This window comes from Gramella sp. MAR_2010_147 (assembly GCF_900105135.1).
GTDB lineage: Bacteria > Bacteroidota > Bacteroidia > Flavobacteriales > Flavobacteriaceae > Christiangramia.
In genome coordinates this window covers 306,418-332,119 of the sequence record NZ_LT629741.1, presented here as the reverse complement: position 1 = coordinate 332,119, position 25,702 = coordinate 306,418, and the positions used below count along the sequence as shown (strand labels likewise).

17 protein-coding genes are annotated in these 25,702 nt (G+C 35.9%); 7 read left to right on the top strand and 10 right to left on the bottom strand.

Going from position 1 to position 25,702, the window contains the following annotated elements:
* Positions 1-28: 28 nt before the first annotated feature.
* Positions 29-1,213 (top strand): Pycsar system effector family protein, encoded by a 1,185-nt coding sequence (locus BLT95_RS01490; RefSeq protein WP_089664306.1) that lies wholly within the window; start codon positions 29-31, stop codon positions 1,211-1,213.
* Here BLT95_RS01490 and BLT95_RS01485 read toward each other — a convergent pair.
* The gene (locus BLT95_RS01485; RefSeq protein ID WP_089664305.1) at positions 1,205-3,571 is read right to left on the bottom strand and encodes a GAF domain-containing protein; all 2,367 of its coding nucleotides are present in this window, start codon (positions 3,569-3,571) and stop codon (positions 1,205-1,207) included. The two genes, BLT95_RS01490 and BLT95_RS01485, sit on opposite strands and share 9 nt — an antisense overlap.
* A 135-nt stretch (positions 3,572-3,706) precedes the next feature.
* Between BLT95_RS01485 and BLT95_RS01480 the strand changes: the two genes are divergently transcribed.
* Positions 3,707-4,831, top strand: coding sequence for a TlpA disulfide reductase family protein (locus BLT95_RS01480; RefSeq protein ID WP_089664304.1), 1,125 nt, complete (start codon positions 3,707-3,709; stop codon positions 4,829-4,831).
* Between the two features lie 43 nt (positions 4,832-4,874).
* Here BLT95_RS01480 and BLT95_RS01475 read toward each other — a convergent pair whose 3' ends face one another.
* Together BLT95_RS01475 and BLT95_RS01470 are read right to left on the bottom strand one after the other, a co-directional pair.
* On the bottom strand, positions 4,875-5,561 hold the full coding sequence (locus tag BLT95_RS01475) for an SIMPL domain-containing protein (protein ID WP_089664303.1): 687 nt from the start codon (positions 5,559-5,561) through the stop codon (positions 4,875-4,877).
* A 48-nt stretch (positions 5,562-5,609) separates the two neighbouring features.
* Positions 5,610-6,257, bottom strand: coding sequence for a rhomboid family intramembrane serine protease (locus BLT95_RS01470; RefSeq protein WP_089664302.1), 648 nt, complete (start codon positions 6,255-6,257; stop codon positions 5,610-5,612).
* 52 nt (positions 6,258-6,309) lie between these two features.
* Here BLT95_RS01470 and BLT95_RS01465 point away from each other — a divergent pair, with 52 nt between their 5' ends.
* Entirely contained in the window at positions 6,310-7,215 is a 906-nt protein-coding gene (locus BLT95_RS01465; protein WP_089664301.1) for a lysophospholipid acyltransferase family protein, read from the top strand.
* Here the strand turns inward: BLT95_RS01465 and glmM are convergent.
* Positions 7,212-8,597 (bottom strand): phosphoglucosamine mutase, encoded by a 1,386-nt coding sequence (gene glmM / locus BLT95_RS01460; RefSeq protein WP_089664300.1) that lies wholly within the window; start codon positions 8,595-8,597, stop codon positions 7,212-7,214. The genes BLT95_RS01465 and glmM overlap by 4 nt on opposite strands.
* A 204-nt stretch (positions 8,598-8,801) precedes the next feature.
* Here glmM and BLT95_RS01455 point away from each other — a divergent pair, with 204 nt between their 5' ends.
* Positions 8,802-9,332, top strand: coding sequence for an acyl carrier protein phosphodiesterase (locus tag BLT95_RS01455; RefSeq protein ID WP_347584295.1), 531 nt, complete (start codon positions 8,802-8,804; stop codon positions 9,330-9,332).
* A 188-nt stretch (positions 9,333-9,520) separates the two neighbouring features.
* Here the strand turns inward: BLT95_RS01455 and BLT95_RS01450 are convergent, their stop codons facing one another.
* The 6 genes from BLT95_RS01450 to BLT95_RS01425 form a co-directional block, all read right to left on the bottom strand.
* Positions 9,521-10,603: a M12 family metallopeptidase gene (locus BLT95_RS01450; RefSeq protein WP_089664298.1), complete on the bottom strand. Its 1,083-nt coding sequence runs from the start codon at positions 10,601-10,603 to the stop codon at positions 9,521-9,523.
* A gap of 216 nt (positions 10,604-10,819) precedes the next feature.
* The gene (locus BLT95_RS01445) at positions 10,820-11,860 is read right to left on the bottom strand and encodes a M12 family metallopeptidase (RefSeq protein WP_089664297.1); all 1,041 of its coding nucleotides are present in this window, start codon (positions 11,858-11,860) and stop codon (positions 10,820-10,822) included.
* A gap of 462 nt (positions 11,861-12,322) precedes the next feature.
* Positions 12,323-13,945 carry a hypothetical protein gene (locus BLT95_RS01440; protein ID WP_157718000.1) on the bottom strand — a complete coding sequence of 541 codons (1,623 nt, stop codon included), beginning with the start codon at positions 13,943-13,945 and terminating at the stop codon, positions 12,323-12,325.
* Between the two features lie 100 nt (positions 13,946-14,045).
* On the bottom strand, positions 14,046-15,947 hold the full coding sequence (locus tag BLT95_RS01435) for a hypothetical protein (protein WP_157717999.1): 1,902 nt from the start codon (positions 15,945-15,947) through the stop codon (positions 14,046-14,048).
* A gap of 70 nt (positions 15,948-16,017) precedes the next feature.
* Positions 16,018-17,448, bottom strand: coding sequence for a hypothetical protein (locus BLT95_RS01430; RefSeq protein ID WP_157717998.1), 1,431 nt, complete (start codon positions 17,446-17,448; stop codon positions 16,018-16,020).
* Positions 17,449-17,848: 400 nt separating this feature from the next.
* Entirely contained in the window at positions 17,849-18,856 is a 1,008-nt protein-coding gene (locus tag BLT95_RS01425; RefSeq protein ID WP_089664293.1) for a LuxR C-terminal-related transcriptional regulator, read from the bottom strand.
* Between the two features lie 379 nt (positions 18,857-19,235).
* Here BLT95_RS01425 and uvrA point away from each other — a divergent pair, with 379 nt between their 5' ends.
* The 3 genes from uvrA (at position 19,236) to BLT95_RS01410 (ending at position 25,657) form a co-directional block, all read left to right on the top strand.
* The gene (gene uvrA / locus BLT95_RS01420; RefSeq protein WP_089664292.1) at positions 19,236-22,067 is read left to right on the top strand and encodes an excinuclease ABC subunit UvrA; all 2,832 of its coding nucleotides are present in this window, start codon (positions 19,236-19,238) and stop codon (positions 22,065-22,067) included.
* 12 nt (positions 22,068-22,079) lie between these two features.
* Positions 22,080-22,769, top strand: a complete 690-nt coding sequence (locus BLT95_RS01415; protein WP_089664291.1) for a TIGR00730 family Rossman fold protein — start codon at positions 22,080-22,082, stop codon at positions 22,767-22,769.
* 77 nt (positions 22,770-22,846) lie between these two features.
* Positions 22,847-25,657, top strand: a complete 2,811-nt coding sequence (locus BLT95_RS01410) for a metalloprotease (protein WP_231896391.1) — start codon at positions 22,847-22,849, stop codon at positions 25,655-25,657.
* The last annotated feature ends 45 nt before the right edge of the window (positions 25,658-25,702 follow it).

Genomic DNA, 25,702 nt, shown 5'->3' with positions numbered 1-25,702 from the left:
TTGGTCGATGTAATAAAGAACTTCATGTATGAATAATCTCATTGAGAAAGCTGATAAATTTGTTGAAGATTTATTTAAAGAAAAACTGCCAAATACCTTTATATATCACAACTACCAGCACACAGAACGCGTGGTTAAAAGTACTAAAGAATTAATCGATAATTCTGAAATTAATGTTAAAGAGGCTGAGGCACTTATTCTTGCAGCCTGGCTTCACGATACGGGTTACATTCATACATACAAAGGTCATGAGGAGAAAAGTGCTGAAATTGCCGAATCTTTCCTGAAAGAAAATAACGCTACCGAAGATCTCATTGAAAAGGTTAAACAATATATTCTGGCCACCAGATTTTCAAACACTCCAAATTGTTTGGAAGAAAAGATTATTAGAGACGCAGATTCTTCTCACTTTGGGAAAGATTATTTTGAAGAAACCAGTGAGTTTTTAAGACAGGAACTGGAGCTTCATAATATCAAGAATTTTACAAATGCCGAATGGCTTGAAGAAAACATCCTGGTTTTCACAGAAAAACATCAATTTTATACAGATCACGCAATTGAAGAATGGAAACCTAAAAAGGAGGAAAATCTTTTAGAGCTTATTGAAAGTAAAAACAAACAGGAGAAAAAATTAACAAAAGAAGAGCATAAGGCCAGAATGAAGGCCAAATACAAAAATGAGAATCCGGAAAGAAGTATCCAGACCCTCTTTAGAGTTACCCTAAGAAATCACATTAAGCTAAGTGATATAGCAGATACCAAGGCGAACATCCTGCTTTCTGTAAATGCGATCATTATTTCCTTGGCACTGGCCAACCTAATTCCAAAGCTGGAAGCTGAATCTAATAAACACCTCCTTATTCCAAGCCTTGTTCTTGTATTATTTAGCGTTGCTTCCATTATTCTCTCAATTTTATCTACACGTCCAAATGTGACCAGTGGAGAGTTTACAAAAGAACAGGTTAAGAACAGAAATGTAAACTTATTATTCTTCGGAAACTATCATAAAATGCCTTTCGAGCAATTTAAATGGGGAATGAATGAGTTAATAAAAGACAAAGATTATGTTTATGAAATGCTCATGCTGGATCTGCATTTGTTAGGTAAGGTGCTACATAGAAAATATTTTCTTTTACGCCTTACTTATACTGTCTTTATGATGGGTATCATTATCTCGGTAATAGCCTTTATTCTTGCATTTTACCTAATGTAACTCTTCCATTAAATCTTCGTAGTTAATAGTATTTTCAGGGTGGTTACGGTCTGGGGAATAAAGAACATTCACCCTGATGGCTTTTAATCCCACTACCCCCTGAACATCTTCTAAATCCAGCAGTTCAATATCTTCCCCGAAGTAATTTTTTGCCTGAAGATATTTAATGTATTGAAGATACTCCCTTTCATCACTGCTTTGAGAGTAGACTATGGTCATCTTTCCTTTTTGGGTCACCCGCTCTTCGGTTCCCTTTACGAATGCTTTATCAATTCGTTTCTTGATGATCTCATACCTGGCGTTATACGTGCCATCGACATCAAATTTCTTTTCATCCATTCTATAGCGAATAGACATTGTACTGTTATATACGAGAATAAGAGAAGCTGCTTCTAATTTTATGGGAGTATTCTCCTGTAATTGATAGAAACGGTTTTCCATCTCACACATCGTACTTAACTGCCACAACCTTAGATTAAAAAGATAAACCTTATTAAATGGTCTTTTGTTGGCCATAGATGCACCAATGTACATGTTGTGATCTACACCATCTGTTTTATATCTTTCAAAATAGTGGGGATATATTTCCTGTGCCTGAATTTGTTTTCTGTCAATATATCGTGACATGGTTCTATTGATCTGTTGTACTGTTTCATCGTATTTTTTTCGATGATTATAAACCAGTCCGGTCTCAGGATTCAACATTTCAGTATAATCCTTCACCAGCTCTCTAATATCTTCAGATTGCTTTTTTAGATGACTCATCAACGGATTCACCTCTTTTTTCAGCAAATTGAAGACCTTCTGCTCGCTGCTGGCATTAAGATGATCCTGTAATTCTCCTTTGAAATCTGAAATTCGATATTTTACCTGATCATAAATAGGTAATTCCTCTATCTCGTAAGCCTTTTTAATAATGTCGAGTATAATCTCCAACTGATCGAGAAGATCTTTTTTAATAGCTTCATTTCGAGCTTCAGATGAAGCAACAATATCTATTTGACCATATAACGGATATACATCTTTAAAAGATATATCCTTAAAAGAAGCAAGCCCGTCCTTGTCATAATCTTTGATAAATTTCTTAGCCTCCTTTTCAAACACCCAAAGCACGCTGGGATGTATAGATGTGCATTCACTCTGTATAACGGCTTTTACCCTATTTTCAAAGTCGTTCCTGTTTCTTTCTACCGTAGTCACAATGTAAGGTAGAATATCATCCAGCTTTATAGCGTTAATACTGTTAAGCTCATTCTTTCTTTCTGATGCGAGCTCAAGAATTCCCAGTAATCTTCCATTCTTTGCGATAGGAGCAAGCAAACAGCTTTTTACCTTATTTTTTTCAAGATTCTTGGCAAGCAGGTTTTTATTTTTCTTAAGATAAGCGTCTACATTGGAGATCGTGAAGTAAGAATTCTCATCGATAAGCTTTTGCATGCCGCCTTCACAAATTCCCGTCTCACAATCATTAACCAATTGATCATCCAGAATAAAACTTTTCGCTTCTTCATTTTCCATTCTTTCAAAAACCATATCCCGGCGGTTAAAAACGGTAAAACCTACCCTAAGATCTGGGATTTTATATATGGATCTAAATATCTCCTGTAATTTTTGAAGTTCTTCTGCTTCATTAACTTCCTCAAACAGCAATGTAGTTTTTAGTTCAGAGATCGCGTCATCAATGGTCACATCAGTTAGATTCACAATCGTAAAACCTTTGAAAATATAACTGTTTGGCGGAAATTTATCTTTCCATAATTGAAGATCGTCCACATTCTGCAGTAAAACGTCAACATCTTCCTGGGTGATTTCCGGAGCTTCTTCTTTTTTAAAAATCTCAACAAAATCGGCATTCATCGCTATCCTGTAATGCCTTTTTATTCCATCCTTATCTGGAATATCGTAATACATAGGTCTGGAAATATCAACCTTGTAATTGTAATACTGTCTTAGAATTTGAATACATACAAATATGTAAATCAACTCCTCATCCATATTTCTAAACGAGATCTCAAAATCTTTCCCTGCATTTTCAAGAATTTGTCTTAAGCGTTTCGAGGAGTTAAACAGAATATTATGAAAGGGCACTGCAGCAGCCTTAATCTCATTGTTTGTTAAAATACTGGGAAATAAATCATCCAGAAGAATACTAATAGGCTCTTTATATTTCTTAAGAAGTTTAGGGTCTTCAAAGCCCTCGGTCAATTCAGGATAATCAGATATATACTCGAGCATTTTTTCCATGTATTCTCTGGAAATACTGCTCTCAACTTCCTTTACTTCCTTTTCATACTGCTCTATTACTTTATGAAAGCTAATATGAATATCGAAAGGAAAATCTTTTAATTGCTGCATCATAACCCGATAATTTAATGTAAAAATAAAAGTTAGCGAAGTCCCGTGAAGGAAGAATGTTTAAATTAACAATAATTTATAAATATAGGATATCTAAGAGCCATGAGTTCTTTATTTTTGTATAAAATCAAATGTAAAATGAGGAAAATTTCAATACTCTTATTCGCGTTCGCACTTTTATTAGCAGGCTGTCAGGAAGACACGAAGGGATATTTTTTAAGCGGAACGATTGCCGGCCTTGAAGATGGCAAAAAGGTATATATTTCTGAATATGATGCTGAGACCAATTCAACCAAACCACTGGATACCACTACTATTCAGGAAGGAAAGTTTGAGCTGGATCTGGAAGAACGAGATCTACCTAAACTTAGCTTTTTAAGATTCGAAGGAGTAAACGGCAATGTGATCTTTATTTCTGAAAATGAAAAGATCAATTTTGATATTGATAAAGACAGTCTCAGAAATACAAGAATAAGCGGAGGTAAAGAGAATAAAGCCCTTTCAGAATACTTAAACCATTTAAATGAGCTGAATAGAAAAATGGGAGATATGCAAAAAGAAATGCAGCAGGCAATGATCTCTAAAGACAATGCAAAACTTTCCAGTCTTCGTGAGGCTCAACTTGAATTAAGGGATAATGATGAAACTTTTAAGAAAGATTTATTCAGTAGAAATAAAGATGCGTACCTCTCCGTAATGCTCTTGACAGATATGCTTAAAATGAGAACTCTTTCTTCTGCAGAAATAAGGGAAATGTATGACGGAGTTTCAGACAGAATTAAAGGAACTGCAATGGGGAAAAACCTGAAAGAAACCTTAGAACAATATAAAGCTGCTGAAGTTGGTAGTAAGGCGCCAGATTTCTCTGGTCCTACTCCTGAAGGAAACGAAATTGCGCTGAACGATAATCTAGGTAAAGTGACCATCGTAGATTTTTGGGCTGCCTGGTGTAAACCCTGTCGTGTTGAAAATCCTAACCTTGTAAGAACTTACAATAAGTATAAGGATCAGGGGCTTACTATTATTAGCGTGTCTTTAGATAGACCGGGACAAAAAGATAGATGGGTAAAAGCTATTGAAGATGATAATTTAGAGCAATGGAACCATGTTTCTAATTTGCAATTCTGGAACGATCCAATTGCCCGGAAATATAGAATTTCAGCGATTCCTGCAACCTTTATCCTTGATGAAGAAGGTGTTATCGTTGCTAAAAACTTAAGAGGTGATGCTCTGGAAAATAAAATTGGAGAACTTCTTCAATAATCTTAATTTGTATCTCAAAAGAAAAGCGCCTTTCGGCGCTTTTTTATTTCAGTTCAAAACCAACATTTACTTTAATTTTAATCTCCAGTTCTCCAGGTGCAATGGTTTGCTCACTTCCTTTTGCAGCACTCATCTCAACCGCCGCATCCATTCTATACACCGGCTGGAAACTATTATAATCCATTTCGCTTATAGAAACTGCTTTACCAATATCCTGCCCCAATGGTTGCGCTAACTCTCTGGCTCTATTTTGAGCGTCGAGAACTGCTATTTTCCGGGCTTCTTTTTCATATTTCTCCATTTCAGAAGATTTAAACTGAATCCCGTCTATTCTATTCAGGCCATTTTCCAGTAAGCCTTTCATTATCTTCTCATAATCCTTAAGATCTGCCAGTCTTATAGAAATAGCCTGATTCGCGACATAAGAATAGCTCTTATCATTATAATCATATCGTTTATTCAGGTTAATATATTCAGTTTTAATATCCTTTTCATCGATATTCTGTGATTTCAAATATTTGATCACCTTATTAACCACTTCATCATTTTGTTTTTTCACCTCAGCCGCTGAGGAGCCTTCATGCTCTATCCGTGATTTGATTAGGACTTCGTCTGGTTCTACTTTAACTACACCTTCACCTGTAACGTTCACCATAGATCGCTCTAAATTTTGCTGAGCCAGCATTGGTATTGTAGCAATTATGGTGAGTACAAAAAATAACTTTTTCATATTAAATAGTTTTTAGTTTGGATATGTATAACCAAGAAGAGTACCAAACTATATATAGCCGGTTCTTTGTAATAAAAAAAGAATTACAATTGGTATGGCCAAGAGAATAACCATAAGAAGATGACTTTCAAAAACCCACGGTGCTAATAGCATTGTTAGGATGTATCCACCAGTGGCTCCTCCAAAATGCGCATCATGACCAATATTATCTGATCTTCGCTTCATCCCGTAGATGGTATAGAATAGATAACCTATTCCAAATACATAAGCGGGAATGGGAATGATAAAGAACAAGCCCAGGGTCATATCTGGTTGCAATAAAATTGCCGAATATAAGATCCCCATCACAGCACCGCTGGCACCAACCGCCGTATATTGTAAATCATTTTTATGGAAATAATACGAAAGTAAATTACCCAATAATAAACTACCAATATAAATGACTAAAAAAGCCGGTGCGCCCATCCCATAGATCACCACATTTGCAAAGAAATACAGTGTAAGCATATTTACAAAAAGATGCCCGGTATCTACGTGAAGAAAACCAGAAGTAAAGATTTGAAACTTACCTCCCCTCTTTATATCACCAATATTGAATTTATATTTATTAAAAAACTCCCTATCACTAAAACCTTTAAAAGACACTAAAACGTTCACCGCTATAATGGCAATTGTTACAAGGCTTAAATCTCCCATATTTGCTTAAGTTAAATTTCAAATATACCATATATTTGCGGAAAGAATTTTTATGCAAGGCTTAGTTTTCTGGTTAATCTACCCTATCCTGTGGTTTATTTCCATTTTACCTTTTCGAATTTTTTACATCGTTTCAGATATTATTTTCGTTCTCGTTTATCACATCATTGGCTACAGAAGAAAAACCGTTCGTGAGAACCTTGAACTGGTCTTCCCTGAAAAATCTGCTTCAGAAATAAAACAGATCCAGAAAAAGTTCTATAGTCACATGTGTGATATGTTTTTAGAGATGGTGAAAAGCATTAGTATCTCTGAAAAGGAAATTGAAAAGCGTTTCACTTTTACTAATGTTGAATATTTAAGGAAATTAGAGAGTCTTGATAAAAGCCTAATCGTTATGTTAGGCCATTATGCGAGCTATGAATGGATAAATGCCCTTCAACTATATGGACTCAAATACAGAACCTACGGTATTTACAAGAAAATAAAGAATAAACAATTTGATGACCTGGTAAGGAGAATTAGAGGCAGATTTGGTGGAACACTAATAACTACAAGTAAAACAACGGAAGTAATACTCAGCAATAAAGAGAAAGGTATATTAAGCAATTATGCCATGATCGCAGACCAGTCTCCCAAATTAAGTAGGGCAAGAACCTGGATAGATTTTATGGACATTAAAGTTCCAGTTTTTGAAGGGTCAGACAGACTTGCGAGAAAAATGGATATGGCCGTTGTCTATTTACATGTGGAAAAAGTTGGGCGCGGCTATTACCAGGCTACTTTAAAACCAATTACTGAAGATGCTCCCAATGAACCAGAACATGCCATTACCAAAAAATTTGTTCAGTATCTGGAGGAGCAGATCTATAAAAAACCTGAATATTATTTATGGACTCATAAACGATGGAAACATCGCAATGAGCCCAAACCTAAAAATGCTGAAATAATTGACTAAGCTATAATAGTTTCTATCTCCCTGATCATTTTTTGAGCAAGCTCATCAGCTTCCTGCTGAGACTTGGCTTCTGTATAAATTCTAATGATCGGCTCTGTGTTAGATTTTCTTAAGTGTACCCAATTTTCAGGAAAATCAATCTTCACGCCATCTACGGTGGAGATTTCCTCTTCTGAGTGTCTTTTTTCAACGGCTTTCAATACACCATCTACATCAAGCTCTGGAGTTAACTGAATTTTATTCTTACTCATAAAATAAGAAGGATACTCATTTCTAATTTCTGAAACCTTTCTGTTTTTTTCAGCTAAATAAGTAAGGAATAATGCCGTTCCAACAAGACTATCTCTTCCATAATGAGACTCTGGATAAATAATTCCTCCATTACCTTCTCCTCCAATCACGGCTTTATTATCTTTCATTAGCTTTACAACATTCACCTCGCCAACTGCACTAGCCTCATAACTACCATTATGTTTTTTCGTAATATCGCGAAGGGCCCTGGAAGAAGATAAATTACTTACCGTGTTGCCCGGCGTCTTTGATAGCACATAATCTGCACAGGCTACTAGAGTATATTCTTCCCCAAACATTTCGCCTTCCTCATCTATAAAAGCCAATCTATCAACATCTGGATCTACCACAATTCCAAAATCTGCTTCTTCTTTTTTTACGAGTTTACATATATCAGTTAAATGTTCTTTCAATGGTTCCGGATTATGCGGAAAATGACCATTTGGTTCACAATAAAGCTCAACAACCTCCACTCCCATTTTTTTCAATAAAGCAGGAATTGCAATTCCTCCTGTTGAATTTACTGCATCTACCACAACTTTTAATTTAGCATTTGCCACTTTTTCAGCATCTACCAGTTTTAATTTTAAAACTTCTTCAATATGCCTATCTATGTAATCCTCAATAACAGAGATTTCACCAAGATCATCAACTTCTGAGAAATCAAAGCCTTCGCTATCGGCTATTTTTAAAATTTCAGCTCCGGCTTCACCATCCAGAAATTCACCCTTACTATTAAGCAGTTTTAAAGCGTTCCACTCCTTCGGGTTATGGCTTGCGGTAAGTATAATTCCGCCATCAGCCTCTTCAAGGGGAACAGCCACTTCTACCGTAGGGGTGGTAGACAAGCCCAGATCTACAACATCAATTCCCAGACCTGTTAGCGTGTTCATCGTTAATTCCTGAATCATCTTACCAGATATCCTGGCGTCTCTACCAACAACCACCTTTAACTCTTTTTTTCCTGATTCCTTTTTTAACCAGGTTCCATAAGCAGCGGCAAATTTTACAGTATCTAATGGAGTAAGATTTTCACCTGTTTTTCCTCCAATAGTTCCTCTTATTCCAGAAATCGATTTAATTAATGTCATTTTACTATTCAATATTTAAAACTAGTTTAATATAAAGATTGTAGGGTTTTCAATATGGAACAAATATACATGGCTGCATTCCTTCTCTCCAAAACTTAACAGAAATTAACCCTGTAATTCTATAATTTGTACCTTCCCACCATGAACTTTCTGGCCCATATTTATCTTTCTGGTGAAAATGAACAAGTGAAAATTGGTAATTTTATGGCCGACTCCATCAAGGGAAAGAAATACCAGAAATATCCTGAAGATATTCAAAAAGGGATCATACTTCACAGGGCGATTGATTATTATACCGACACTCATCCCATATTTAAACAAAGTACCCAAAGGCTGTTTTCTGGTTATAGCCATTACAGCGGAATTATAGTCGATATTTTTTATGACCATTTTCTAGCGGCCAATTGGGAGCAATATTCAAAAGTCCCCTTAGAAGACTATAGTCTTGATTTTTATAAGCTTTTAGAAGATAATTTTGAGGTCTTACCTCCAAAAGTAAAAAGCTTTTTACCTTATATGATTAATGACAACTGGTTATTAAGCTATTCCGAAATTGATGGTATAGAAAAAGTACTTTCAGGTATGAACAGACGCACAGGCAGGAAATCTAATATGAACCTGGCGGTAAAAGAATTAAATGAATATTACAGCGAATTTGAGAATGAATTTAAAATATTCTTTGAAGATGTTATTAAATTTAGCGCAGCGAAAATTGAAGAAATAGAGATTCTTTAAAAAATCATTTAAAATCGGCTATCCATGGGAACACCTATGTTGGTATACTGACGGTTACGTCTTGGATTTTAGAAAATTTTCTCCGAAAGAATAGTAAGAAAATTCAAGTCTCATTATGAGAATATTGTAGTCATATAAAATTAAAAAAGGCCGGTTAAACAGGCCTTTTTTAATATGAAATGAAGATCTTATTTTACAAATCTCCATCTACCTTTAATTAGTTCAACTTCTTTAAGTTTTCTACCTTTTTCAACCCACCAGGTATCATCCTTTCTTAAAACCATTACACCTTCTATCACGTAATATTCTCCGTTGATGTATTCTGGTTCCGGATTGGTTGGTTCAGGCTCTGTTGGCTCTGGCTCCGTTGGCTCTGGCTCAGTGACCTCACCTGGATACATAACATTAATACCTTCCACATCACCATTTGAAAGAGCAGAACGTTGTACAGAATACAATGAACCATCAATTTTTGTAATAGTGGGCTGCCCATTAGCAGAAAATGAATAAGGACTGTACATCATTATAGAACCAAGATCCAGACCTGCACTATAATCAGCGCCATCCCAACCCGCTTCTTCATAGGTATAAAAATTATGTTCTCTACCTGAAGAAATATTATCAAAATGAACGGTAATAGTCTGATCCCTGTCTGCCCTACTTTGCTCATGCCATAATCCCACAGCATGTCCTATCTCGTGAATAGTATTACCTGTGGAGCACGCATCAGCTAATGTAATTGGCTGTCTTCCTCCAACCATTCCTACATAAGATGAACATCCGCCTCCAGGTACAAAATCTACATAATTTGATTCTGAAGTTCGCTGTACAAATTTTACCGCAGTATTACTTTCCCAATGAGTAATTGCATCCATTACTCTCTGCTTATTAGGTAAGGATGAGTCAATTTCATAATAAACAATATTGTCTGGCCAGAAGGCCTGAGTACGACCAACACTTTTATCGGTTATTTTCTCATCTGCCTCTAAAATTAGATTCACAGGTGGTGTTTGAGATATATTTGCATCTGGAAGAAAGATATCTCCCTGATAAACATACTGACCATTAAATTCTTCAACCGGAAGTTTTCTTCCCGCAAAATAAACATTAGAAACAGCTCCTTCTTCACCGGGATACGCTATTTCTGTAAAATCATCTTTAAAAATCGATCGGGATTGATTTTCCTCCGTCAGGGAGTCAGATAGATTATCATCGCTACAGGCCGTAAGAGCTAATAGCGGAATTGCAATAAAACATTTGAAAATTTTCATAAGTAGGACTTATTTGGTTAAACTAAAAGAACTGAATTAGATTTGGACTATAATTCAATTTAAATTGTATTTCATCGATAAAAATTACTTTTTATAGAATATTAATTTTTCTGAAATTTTGATTGTTAAAAATTTAACTGTGCAAATAATCCACACTAATGTGTTTTTAACATTTTATTTACACAGTTAAGGTTGATTATTATAATTAAAAGCTGTTTAGAAGACATATCTCCATCTCCCATCAACAAGCTCTACCTGCATCCAACCTATAGTAGAATTGTAGAACCATCTATCCCAGTTTCTAAGAACTGTAAGTCCGTTTATAGTATAATATTCTCCATTCAAATAAGTAGGAGTCGTACCGCCTCCACCAGAAGATGGATACATTGAATTTATCCCCTGGACATCACCATTAGATAAAGCAGATCTTTGAACACTATAGGTAGATCCATCCTTTTTTGTAATAGTTGGCTGTCCATTACTTGAAAAAGCATAAGGACTATACATCATAATAGATCCAAAATCAAGCTGTGTAGTAAACTCTTTTCCGTCGTAATTATTCTCTTCGTAAGTCTCGAAATTATAGTCACGCCCGCTTTGAATATTATTAAAATGAATTGTGATATAACTATTCCTGTCTACCCTACTTTGCTCATGCCATAAGCCCATAGCATGACCTATCTCATGTATGGTATTTCCCGTAGAGCAAGCGTCTGCTAATGTTATATTCTGTCTTCCACCTGTCATTCCCACATATGAGGAACATCCTGATCCCGGTGTGAAATAGATGTAATTTGATTGCCCTGAACGCTTTACAAATTCAATATTAGTATTGGCTTCCCAGTGACTAATAGCATCATAAACACGATCTGTATCAGGCAGACTACTATCAATACTATAATACACCGTATTATCAGGCCAGTAGGAAGAAGTACGGCCAACACTCTTTTGCGGTGCAATTTCGCCTTTTTCATAAACTACTTTTACCGGACTTTTAGAAGCTTTATTTTTAGGGATAATGATATCTCCCTGGTACACATACTGTCCGTTTACATCTTCAACAGGTAACTTAATCCCTGTATAGTAAACATCCGTTACACTTCCATAATCATCTGGAAATGCCACTTCGGTAATATCATCACTTTGTTTGCTTGTTTGGGTTTGATTTTCGTTTTCGATTTGATCTGTAATAGGGTCTTCGCTACAACCAATAAACACAAGGATTGGTAGCAAGAGGATCAACTTCAATTTTTTCATAAGTAGGTCTTTTAATTTGTTTTAAAATTGTTTATTCCTTTTTTGTTCGCTCAGTGATTTACAAAGTTTATTCCAAAAATATTAACGAAAATTATAGTTAAAATTTTAACAATCAATTTCTTACAAGAACATATGCTGAATAGAAATCATTCAGATTTGGGTTTTTAACTTTATCTTCCATATTTTCTTATAAAAACTTCCGAAACCATCAGATTTTATAGTGCTTTACAAAATCAAGGCTAGTTTTAAAAACATTTAAAACACTGACAAACAGTGACTAACATATCATTTTTTTTAAATTCAACACAGTTTTTTTCTTTTTAAATAAAAAAAGGCTGTCTGGAAAAGATCCAGACAGCCCATACAACATTCTCAAATTGAGAATGAGTAAATTAACCCGCAAAATTAGTCACCCCCCGGTCAAATAATTGAGTCGGGTTAATATTTTTCTACTATACATTATTAAGCAGGTGGGCAGATATTTCCACTTACTCTAATATAAATAGGATAACTAAAATTACCTTCTACCGTATTATTTGTATCATTTTCATCGACACAAAATACATCTCCATTCTCAGTATCCTTTATCTCAATTAAATACTGAGGTACTGTTGCGCTTCCGGAATTCCAATTATATTCTATTCCAGCATTGGTTAAGGTAATTCCAAAAGTTGCAGCATCTATCGCTGGCTGATTCGCATCAACTATTGGAACACCCGTATCCAGACCAACCTCTGCATAAGAACTACTTGTTTGATCTAAAACAATTCCTCTAAAACATGTGTTTGCTGGGTCTGGAATACTTAAATTACACACTACAGGTCCACCTGTCTCTCCACAAGTTTTATCTGGATTATTGATACAGCCATCATTTTCAGCACCATTATCAATATCATCACCATCACAGTCAAATCCATCGAAATTAGGATTACTTGGATCACATTTATTTAATAGATCGTCATTATCACAATTTGCCTCCGGATCGGTTTGATCACATCCATTTCCTCCACCATCTGGAATTTCTCCACAATTAAAGAAAAGGTGTAAGTACTCTATATTCGCAGTATCTGCATCGGTAATCTCCCCGTCTTCATTGGTATCAAGAACAGCTAGAATCTGTGCCCAACTTAAGGTACCCACTATTGGATCTGTACCTGCGGCACTGCCATATACGCCATCCCAGTCCTCTAACGTCAGTCTATAAGTTAAATAAGCTCCCGTATCATTTGGACCAGGCTCTGGAATTGGAATACACAATGGTCTTGCGAATGGCCTGTCTGTAGGTCCATCAACTTCTTCTCCATCATTATTATAGTAACCTACCATATTGGTCTCAGGTCCTACCAATGGAGTATTACTTTCTGGATTCTCAATATTAGTTCCATACCATAATTCCAAACTATAGTTTGCTGGATAATCCCTATTTCCTACACAGTAATTTGCGAAGAAACAGAAGTTATATATTTTTCTAGGCAGAATATCAAAAAACACAAATCCGTATTCATTTACATCACGCTGGTCATAACACAATACTTCTACGTCTACATAGCGCTTCTCTCCATCAAAAAGATTAAACTCTAGAGGAAGTGGATTTTCTACAAATTCAGACAAGGTTCCTTCTCCATCTCCATCATCAAAAGGAGCGATCCAGATTAAATCTTCCATGTCTTTATCTTCATCTGAATAAACAAAGAATTGTCGCAACGTATAAGTTCCCGCTGGCAATTTCAATGCCTCTTCATAAACGGTAAAATAATCTATAACATTATCATTGTTATAATCTTCAGCTACAATCTCAATATCCAGAATAATATCATTTGCATTACTCGTATTATCCTTATCTCCAGGGCGTAACACAATGCTCGCCAATACAGGAGTATCATCACTACATGCTGGAAGATCATCTATAAGATGGGTACGATTCAAATTTAAAATATCATTTAAGCTCGCTCCAATGGTTAATGTGGCCAGCTTCTCTGAGGAGGGATCATTAATATCTACGCCTGTTGGCTCGTCTTTACTACATCCGGTCATTAGTAACGCGCAGAGCGTGAAAAATGCCAGATAATATTTAAATTTTTTCATAATTAAAAGTTTTAATATTTAGAATGGTTATTAGAAAAAATGGTTATTAGAAAAAGCTGACCAGAATAAGAATACACCTGGTCAGCCATAGTTATTAAATTTAATCATCGTCGTCTTCTCCGCAAACATCTCCATGAACAGCAATCCAGAAGTCACCATCACCGCTATAGGTAAATTGGTAAATATTTGGGTTATCTGAATCCGGATTCTCATCAGTAAGCCCATCAACATCATTTAGTTTATCGAATTGACCGGGTGCTGCTGTTGTTGGCATCATATCGCTAGTGTATATATGAAGTGTATTTAGGTTAACATCAGATTCGGCCTCTACGGTTACAGTAATTGTAGAACCGCTAGATGATACTGTCACCTTACCAGCCAGATAACCGTTATTATCGTAATCGTTCTGTCCAGCTCCTGCAAAAAATGGAAACTCACCAACAGATCCACCTTCAAAATTATCTGATCCTACTCCGAATTCTTCTGCCCAACCCCATCTAGCAGAAATTTTAAGGTCATCATCATCTTTTTTAGTCCATGTATGATCTCCATACATCCAGGCTGTTTCACAACCTTTTTCACCATCATCACATTCATCGCCAAAAATATATGGACAGGGATCACAATCCCCAATTAAACCATCACCATCAAAGTCTCTACCTATACAATCATCATCTGGACAACCAAATGAACCTGCAGAACCTACATTATCAGGACATTGGTCGCATGCATCTCCTACATCATCTCCGTCATCATCATCTTTTTGATCTTCATTATCTACAAATGGGCAGTTATCACATGCATCACCTAAACTATCATTATCACTATTAAGCTGATCTGTATTTGCATCACCCGGGCAGTTATCACATGGTAGTCCTATATTGTCATTATCTGGATCTGCTCCATCAGGACAGGTTGGATCACCTCCTCCTGGCCGGTCTTCACAATCAAAGAAAAGATGTAAGTACTCTATGTTGGCGGTATCCGCATCGGTAATCTCTCCGTCTTCATCGGTATCGAGGAATCCAAGGATCTGCGCCCAACTCAGGGTACCCACTATTGGATCTGTACCTGCAGCACTGCCATATACGCCATCCCAGTCCTCTAACGTCAGTCTATAAGTTAAATAAGCTCCGGTATCATTTGGACCAGGCTCTGGAATTGGAATACACAATGGTCTTGCGAATGGCCTGTCTGTAGGTCCATCAACTTCTTCTCCATCATTATTATAGTAACCTACCATATTGGTCTCAGGTCCTACCAATGGAGTATTACTTTCTGGATTCTCAATATTAGTTCCATACCATAATTCCAAACTATAGTTTGCTGGATAATCCCTATTTCCTACACAGTAATTTGCGAAGAAACAGAAGTTATATATTTTTCTAGGCAGAATATCAAAAAACACAAATCCGTATTCATTTACATCACGCTGGTCATAACACAATACTTCTACGTCTACATAGCGCTTCTCTCCATCAAAAAGATTAAACTCTAGAGGAAGTGGATTTTCTACAAATTCAGACAAGGTTCCTTCTCCATCTCCATCATCAAAAGGAGCGATCCAGATTAAATCTTCCATGTCTTTATCTTCATCTGAATAAACAAAGAATTGTCGCAACGTATAAGTTCCCGCTGGCAATTTCAATGCCTCTTCATAAACGGTAAAATAATCTATAACATTATCATTGTTATAATCTTCAGCTACAATCTCAATATCCAGAATAATATCATTTGCATTACTCGTATTATCCTTATCTCCAGGGCGTAACACAATGCTCGCCAATACAGGAGTATCATCACTACATGCTGGAAGATCATCTATAAGATGGGCACGATTCAAATTTAAAATATCATTTAAGCTCGCTCCAATGGTTAATGTGGCCAGCTTCTCTGAGGAGGGATCATTAATATCTACGCCTGTTGGCTCGTCTTTACTACATCCGGTCATTAGTAACGCGCAGAGCGTGAAAAATGCCAGATAATACTTGAATTTTCTCATAATTAAAAGTTTTATATTTAGAATGGTTAAATTGAAAAGGGCCAGAAATTTCCAGCCCTTTTTTTAGGAATTAGTATTCATTTAATTCTCCACAACCAATTGGTCCTTCATCGTCATGTAAAACTACGGTACGATCATCCAATGGGTCCAACGTTGATTTTAAAGTTGCATTATAAGAAGGGAAATCACGTTGGTAGTTCAGGAATCCTCCGGTTATTGCTTGAGGCCAGGAATTATCTGGATAATTCAAAGCGAGTAAAACACCACCATAGGAATCACAATCAGCATTCTCATGAATATGTTGAGTATAAGTCTCACCTGATTCTAAATTAGCCGCTACTACGGTAGAATTTAAAATGTTATTTTCAATTTTAAAGTATGCAAAACCTACCGTTTCACCATCGCCTAAAGACTTTATACAGGCCTTATATTTTTCAGAGGTATCACCTGGCTCTTCAAATGGTGGAGGTGGTGCGATACCACAATTATATTGAAAATGTAAATATTCCAGAGTTCCATCATCAATCCCTTGATCATCAGTACCAAACCTGGCTTTAATTTCAGCTACAGAATAAACACCGGTAAAGATCAGTTTGTCATCGCCATCATATCCTGGTGTATCAGAAAGTAAAGTAATTTCAAAATAGAACTCCTCATCTAAATCATTATCGGTTCCTGGTTCATCAGGAAGAATAAAACATAATGGTTCAGCACTGGCAGTTTCTCCACTACCACTAACCATATTTTCTTCGTCAGTATATAATACAGCTCCAACCGATTCTGTATCACTATTCCATCTCCATACGTCAACACTATACGAACCTACATAATGTCTTCCTGCATCTGTACAATAATTTAAGAACATACAAAATTGAATAGCTTCTTCTGGTATAATATCGAAAAACACATATCCATATTCATTCACGTCACGTTGATCGTAACATAACACTTCCACATCTACATAACGTTTTTCCCCATCAAAAAGATTGAATTCCAACGGAAGCGGATTGTCTACAAATTCAGATAAAGTACCTTCACCTGCTCCATCATCAAAGGGAGCGATCCAAATTAAATCTTCTTGATCTTTATCCTCATCAGAATAAACATAGAAACGTCTCAAGGTATAAGTTCCTGCTGGTAGTTTTAGTGCTTCTTCATAAACCGTAAAATAATCTACCTCATTATCATTGTTATAATCTTCAGCAACTATTTCTATATCCAGGACAATATCGTTGGATACATCCATATTCTCCTTATTCCCAGGACGAAGTATGATACTTGCGAGAACAGGAATATCATCGCTACATGCAGGTAAATCATCTATGAGATGAGCACGGTTCAAATTTAAAATGTCATTTAAACTAGCACCAATAGTTAATGTAGCTAGATTATCTGAGGAGGGATCGTCAACAACTACTTCTGTTGGACTGTCTTTACTACACCCGGCTAAGAGTAGCGCGAACATTACGCAAAATGCCAAATAATGTTTAATTCTTTTCATAATAATTAAGTTTTGGTTAATAAAAATTTAGAATGATTAAAATTGTTATACTGTCCTTATGTTCCCGGTAGTCCAGGAAAGGAGAATTATAGATCAAAAAATCTTGATTTAAATACTGGTAAGTACGGTTGGGAGTGACTAGGTTTTCATAATTAGTAGTATTGGTTAATAATAGTTAGAATGGTTAATAAATAATATATACAACACTCCCAGCGGGAGAGAAATGCATCAATTCAAAAAAGTTAAAAAGATTTGGGGGCAACGTGTAGGTTCAATATATAAAGGGGGGAGTTTTTATATTGAATGATGTAAATGTATGAAAGAGCTTTCCTTCATCGTATGGGGGAATTCCCCTATTATTTTATTTAAAATACTTGTTTAACAGTATTTTACAATTCGTTTAAGACATTGGAAAATCTACCAGGTTGTGATTAATGGCATAAATGATACTTTCCAGAATAGTTTCAGAATTAGTTCTTTTTATAATATTAGATCTGTGCTTTTCAATAGTCTTGGGAGAGATAAACAAAGTCTCTGATATTTCCTTTGTTTTATAACCCTTACAGAGCAATGCGATCACCTCTTTCTCTCTTTTGGTAAAACTAAAATCTGTTAGTTCACTATTCTCTTTAAAACATTTTTCAACCTGGTCTGCATGACTCCCTATATTATCGTCAATAAAATATTCATCTCCAGAAAAATCTATGAGCATAATGAACTGATCTGTAATACTACGACTTAGCTTAGAAAAACTAATCCTTGCATTTCTTAATTTATCATTATGCACCAGCAAAGAAGTTGTCGTAACAGCCTTCATATGCTTACCCCTTGCAAAGTTTCTCAGACTGGTTTTAACCTTTGCTTTATTTTCAATATTAACCAGGTCTGTAAGTTTTACCCCGTTGGTTTTTTCTATTCTAAAAACTTTCTTGAAAGCATCGTTCATGGCGATAATATTGTTCTGTTGAAGTAAAACTATGGGTTGTGCCATTAGGTTAAACAGTCCCATAAAACAATCATGCCAGTAATTAAAGTTCTTCTGACCGCAATTTTTAAGAACCAGAGCGGCTATTTGATCCATCTCCATATTTTCTGGCAGATATTCATCAATTAAGGACTTATATCTCTTTTTCATGATCATTAAATCTTCATTCCTGCCATAAACAACTAAAAAACTTTTTGTAAGAAAATGAGTTGACTTAAAATTCTTCAGATTTCTGAAATCTGAAGCTTTACTATATGAAGTCTTGTCAAAAAATATGGTGTCTGGAAGGAGGGTAAGCGCAATATTATATGCGACGTGGATAGATTTCTCAACCGTAATTTCATAGTTGACACTAACCTGCTCAATAATCTTCTTAGAAAAATCCTGATTCTTACTAACTAATAGTAGTTGTTTTTTTTCCATCTTCAATCGGCATTAAAATTTAATAATCTTCGTTTGGATATAGGGGCCTATATTCCAGGTATATTTAAACACTGTTAAATATTAAAAAGATTTGGGAAAGGGGGTTGCAGGGATATTCAAATATAGGTGATTCCACCTATTTTCCGTAAAAATACCGGTAATATTATACTGACATTCAAATACTTAAATAGAAGTTGAAATCATCATTTTAAGACTCTAAATTCATTCTTTAACTTTTCGTATTGTTTTTGATATATCTTGCATACCTACCCAGCCTGAGTAATTATGGCAAAATTTACAGCTATCTTAACATCAGTAGATTGACAATAGCTTTCTAAATAATAATACAATAAGTAACTTTGCCCCCTTGAAAAATTTTATGGCAAAATCTGAAGATAAAATTGAAGTACTCGGAGCCCGGGTTCATAATCTTAAAAATATTGATGTTTCTATTCCCAGAGAAAAGCTGGTAGTTATCACAGGTTTATCGGGATCTGGGAAATCGTCACTGGCTTTTGATACTATTTATGCGGAAGGGCAAAGACGATATATCGAAACCTTTTCGGCTTATGCGCGTCAGTTTCTGGGAAGTCTTGAAAGACCCGATGTAGATAAAATAGAAGGTCTTTCTCCGGTTATTGCCATAGAACAAAAAACCACTTCTAAAAATCCGCGTAGTACTGTAGGTACCATTACAGAGATCTATGATTTCCTGCGACTGCTTTTTGCCAGAGGTGCCGAGGCATATAGTTATAATACCGGCGAGAAAATGGTAAGTTATACCGATTCTCAAATCAAAGATCTTATTCAGGAGGATTTTGAAGGAAAAAAGGTAAGTATTCTCGCTCCTATAATTAGGAGTAGAAAAGGACATTATAGAGAACTGTTTGAACAGATCGCAAAGCAGGGCTTTATTAAAGTTAGGGCTGATGAAAAAGTGGTGGACATTGAAAAGGGAATGAAGCTAGACCGCTACAAAATCCATGATATCGAAATTGTCATTGACCGGTTAAAGATTGAAAACAAACCAGATTCAGATAAACGACTTGAAGAAAGTATCAAAACTGCGATGTATCACGGTGATGATACTTTAATGATCCTGGAACAGGATAGCGGAAATATTAGATATTTTAGTAGAAATTTAATGTGTCCTACCACAGGAATTAGCTATCCTAATCCTGAACCCAATAGCTTTTCTTTTAATTCGCCCAAAGGAGCCTGTTCTAATTGTAATGGAATTGGAACTCTATATACAGTAAATACCAGTAAGATCATTCCAGACCCTTCAAAGTCTATCAAGAATGGTGGTTTGGCTCCTCACGGTCCACAAAAAAAGAACTGGATATTCTCACAGTTAGAACTAATTTCAGAAAGGTTTGATTTTAGTTTAAACGATCCTATTAAAAAAATCCCGGAAGATGCCCTGCAAATGATCCTGCATGGAGGAAAAGAGAAATTCTCCCGGGAGTCTAAATCACTTGGAATCACCAGGGATTATAAAATAGATTTTGAAGGAGTTGCCACATTTATTGAGACCACCTATAGAAATAATGACTCAACTTCTTTAAGAAGATGGTCCAAAGAGTATATGGATAAAGTAATTTGTCCTGAATGTGAAGGCTCCAGACTTAAGAAAGAAGCCTTATATTTTAAGATCTACAACAAGAATATCGCTGAATTATCTCAGCTTGATATTACAGATCTTTTTAACTGGTTTGATGGAATTGAAAAACATCTTAGTCAAAAACAATTACAGATCGCAGAAGAGGTTATCAAAGAAATTAGAACCAGGCTTCAATTTTTACTTGATGTAGGGTTAACATATCTTAATTTAAATCGTGGTTCAAAATCACTTTCAGGTGGTGAAGCCCAAAGAATTAGACTGGCTACTCAAATAGGTTCTCAGTTAGTCGGGGTTTTATATATTCTAGACGAACCAAGTATTGGGCTACACCAGAGAGATAATGAAAAATTGATCAATTCTCTGGAGTCACTTCGTGATATTGGCAATACAGTTATTGTGGTTGAACATGATAAGGACATGATTGAAAGGGCAGATCATGTTATTGATATTGGACCGCGAGCAGGAAAACACGGTGGAGAGATCATAAGTGAAGGAACTCCCGCTGAACTTATGGAGCATGACACACTCACTGCAGATTATCTTAGCGGAAAAAAAGAAATACCTGTTCCTAAAGAACGACGCAAAGGGAATGGAAAAAAATTAGAGCTGAAGGGAGCTACTGGTAATAACCTTAAAAAAGTAAACATCAGTATTCCTTTAGGAAAAATGATTGCGGTGACCGGAGTTTCCGGAAGTGGAAAATCAACCCTGATCAACGAAACCCTATACCCCATTATGAACGCTCATTATTTCAATGGAGTAAAAAAGCCGAAACCTTATAAAAGCATCAAAGGACTTGATCACCTGGATAAGGTCATCGATATTAATCAGAACCCTATTGGCCGTACCCCAAGATCTAATCCTGCTACTTATACCGGCGTATTTTCAGAAATAAGAAGTCTTTTTGCTAAAACACCAGAGGCACTTATAAGAGGCTATAAACCGGGACGTTTCAGCTTCAATGTAAAAGGGGGAAGATGTGAAACCTGTAAAGGTGGCGGACTAAGAGTTATAGAAATGAATTTTCTTCCAGATGTTTATGTGGAATGTGAAACCTGCCAGGGAAAGCGTTTTAATAGAGAGACTTTAGAAATCAGGTACAAAGGAAAATCAATTTCTGATATCCTTGAGATGACGATAGATGAAGCCATTCCGTACTTTGAGAATATCCCGAAAATCTTCAGAAAATTAAAAACGATTCAGGATGTTGGATTAGGCTATATTAGTCTCGGGCAGCAATCTACCACCCTTTCTGGCGGAGAGGCTCAGCGTATAAAATTAGCGACTGAGCTTTCTAAAAGAGATACCGGAAATACTTTCTATATATTAGACGAGCCAACAACCGGTTTGCATTTTGAAGATATTAGAGTTTTGATGGATGTTCTTAACAGCCTGACCAATAAAGGTAATACAGTATTGATCATTGAACATAATATAGATGTAATTAAGATGGCAGACCATATTATTGATATTGGCTATGAAGGTGGAAAAGGCGGTGGCGAAGTGGTTGCCGTTGGAACACCCGAAGAAATTATAACAAACAAGAAGAGCTATACAGCACAATTCCTTCGCAAGGAATTAAACTAACCAAATGAAATAATGAAGACACATAATAGAAATAAAGCCTGGAACGAGATTAAGACCAACGATTCCTGGGCGATTTTTAAGATCATGGGAGAATTTGTGAACGGCTATGAAAAGTTGAGTCAAATTGGCCCATGTGTATCAATCTTTGGTTCGGCAAGGACCAAACCAGACATGAAGTACTATAAGCTGGCTGAAAGAGTCGCTAAAAAAATAGTTGACCATGGCTATGGAGTAATTACTGGTGGTGGCCCGGGAATTATGGAAGCTGGTAATAAAGGTGCTCATCTTGCCGGAGGAACTTCTGTGGGCTTGAATATAGAATTACCGTTTGAACAACATGACAATCCTTATATTGATAATGATAAAAGTTTAGACTTTGATTATTTCTTTGTGCGTAAAGTAATGTTCGTAAAGTATTCCCAGGGGTTTGTAGTAATGCCAGGAGGCTTTGGTACCCTTGATGAACTTTTTGAAGCGATCACACTCATCCAGACGCATAAAATAGATAAATTCCCTATTATACTGGTAGGAAGTGAGTTCTGGGGAGGTCTCGTAGATTGGATCAAAACTACCTTGCTAGATAGTTTTAAAAACATAAGCGCAGTAGATATAGATCTGGTACAGGTGGTAGATACAGAAGACGAAGTGATAGAAATTCTTGACCAGTTCTACGACGAATATAATCTTAGTCCTAATTTCTAGTTAACAGGCCTGCTGAAGGTATTAAAGTTTGTTTATATTTAGCCCTGATTGCTTATCAGGACTAAATCTATTACTAGTTGAAGAACCTTCCGTTACTCCTTATTCTTATCTTATTTTCAGGTTGGCTTTCTGCGCAGAATGCCATCAATGTGAACGCGCGTCTTGTTGACAGCACACATAGCATACTGGTAGATCAGGATATAACATTTGTAAATTCTGAAGAAAGAGAGCTGGTAAGCATATATCTAAATGACTGGAATAATGCTTTCAGCTCTAAAACCTCGGCATTAGCAAAACGTTTTGCTGAAGATTACGCAAGACGTTTTCATTTTGCAAAAGAAAGAGAGCGTGGTTATACGAGTATCAATTCAATCGAAAACAAATCTGATGGTACACTGGACTGGGACAGACCGGGAAACGTGGCAGATCTCATTAGAATTAAACTCAAAGAACCTTTAGCAGCAGGAGATTCTATTCAGTTACACCTAAATTATCAGGTAAAAATTCCTGATGATAAGTTTACTAGTTATGGCCGGGATGACCTTGGCAATTATAAACTCAGGTATTGGTATTTAACTCCTGCACCCCTGGATAATGGCTGGAAATTATACAATCACAAAGATCTCGGATTACAATATTTAAACCCGCATTCTATTAATATTTCCATTGATATCCCAACTGAATATTATGCAGCGTCTGGGCTTGATCTATTAAGAACACAAACTAACAAAGGCTTTAAGACCATAACTTTTCAGGGTGACCATAGGGTAGATACCAAAATGTATCTTACCAGGTCTTTTATTTTTGAATCTATAAAAGCTAATTCTACTCAGGTTATTACCAATATTGAAGATGAAGATATTCAGTTCGATGTTAAAAATACGCTTCTGGAGCGTAGCGTGGAATTTCTGCATAAAAGACTTGGGAAATATCCTCATAAAAATATTTTCGTTACACAGGAAGATTATTTAAACAGTCCTATTTATGGTTTAAATCAATTACCTGGGTTTATAAGACCTTTCCCTGATGGTTTTCAATATGACATCAAACTATTTAAAACCATCACCAGTAATTATCTCGAGAACACCATATTCTTAAATCCGCAGGAAGAAAAATGGGTGACAGATGCTATTTTGGTGTCCCTTATGATGGACTATGTAGATGAGTATTATCCAAAAATGAAACTCATTGGGAATCTTAGTAAGATTATAGGTATTCGCTGGTTTCACGCTGCAGATCTGGAATTTAATGATCAGTACCAGTTTTTTTATATGAATATGGCACGGATGAACCTGGATCAGCCACTTACCACAAGTCAGGATTCTCTCGTAAAATTTAATAAAAATATCGCCAATGCTTATAAAGCAGGTGTTGGTATTAAATATTTGGAGGAATTTCTGGAAGATGAGTCGGTAAAAGAATCAATTTCAGAATTCTATTCGACATATAAATTAAAGCCCACTAAGGAACAGGATTTTGTTGATGTGCTCGAAAAAAATGCAAAAAAGGATATATCCTGGTTCTATGAGGATTATGTAGGAACAAATAAGAAAATAGATTTTAAGATCTCGAATGTAGATAAGCTTCAGGATTCGCTAAAAGTGACCATAAAGAACCTTCGTGACAATAATATGCCAATAAGTCTCTATGGCTTAAAAGACGGTGAGGTAAAATATAAAGAATGGGTAGAGAATGTTACAGACACAAAAAGTATAATTATTCCCAATTATGAATTTGAACGTCTGGCCCTAAATTATGAACAGGAAATTCCAGAATTCAATCAAAGGAATAATTATGAAGGAGTGTCTAAACTTTTTGATAAGCCTTTACAATTCAGGCTATTTCAGGATGTAGAAGATCCTCGCTATAATCAAATCTTCTTTATGCCTGAATTTGAGTACAATTTATATGATGGTGTTTCAATAGGCCCAAAATTGTACAATAAAACAGTTTTAAGTAAAACCTTTAATTTTTCAATATCCCCTAAATATGGTTTTACAAGTAAAACGATGGTAGGTTCGGCATCATTTTATAATGCGCATCAATTTGAAAACAAGGAACTTAATTTAATTTATTATGGGATTGGAGGCTCCCGTTTTTCTTATGGATATAATCTTTTCTATGAAAAAGTTACTCCATTTCTAGTTTTCTCTTTTCGAAACTCCTATTTGAGAAGCAATGAAAGGCAACGACTTTCAATTAGAAATATCAATGTAAGCAGAGATCAGAATCCGGAAGATCCATTACTGGTGCCAGATTATAACGTTCTTAATGTTAATTACAGTTATAGCAATCCTAATTTTCTGAAACATCTAACCGCATCCCTGGATTACCAGCTTTCAGATAAATTCAGTAAAATTTCAGCAACTGCTGAATACCGTAAACTTTTCACCAATAACAGGCAGATAAATTTAAGGTTTTTTGCAGGTACCTTCTTGTACAATGATGTAAGCTCTAATGATTATTTCAGTTTTGCCCTGGACAGACCTACAGATTATTTATTTGATTATAATTATTACGGAAGAAGCCAGGGAAGCGGATTATTTAGCCAACAGATCATTGTTGCTGAAGGTGGTTTTAAATCACAACTGCAACCAGAATATGCCAATCAATGGATCACCACTATGAATGCCAGCACCAATATCTGGAAATGGATCTATGCCTATGGAGATGTTGGGCTTGTTAAAAATAGAGGTGACAATGCTGCACTTCTATATGATTCAGGAATTAGGGTGAGCCTGGTACAGGACTATTTTGAGCTTTTTTTGCCTGTTTACTCCAACCTGGGATGGGAAATCGACGAGCCAGATTATGACCAGAGAATTAGATTTATTGTAGCCCTGGATATTAATACGCTCATCAGGTTATTTACCCGCCGCTGGTATTAGATCAGCAAAATATATTTATTAAAACATCCTTAGCTTCATTTCGAT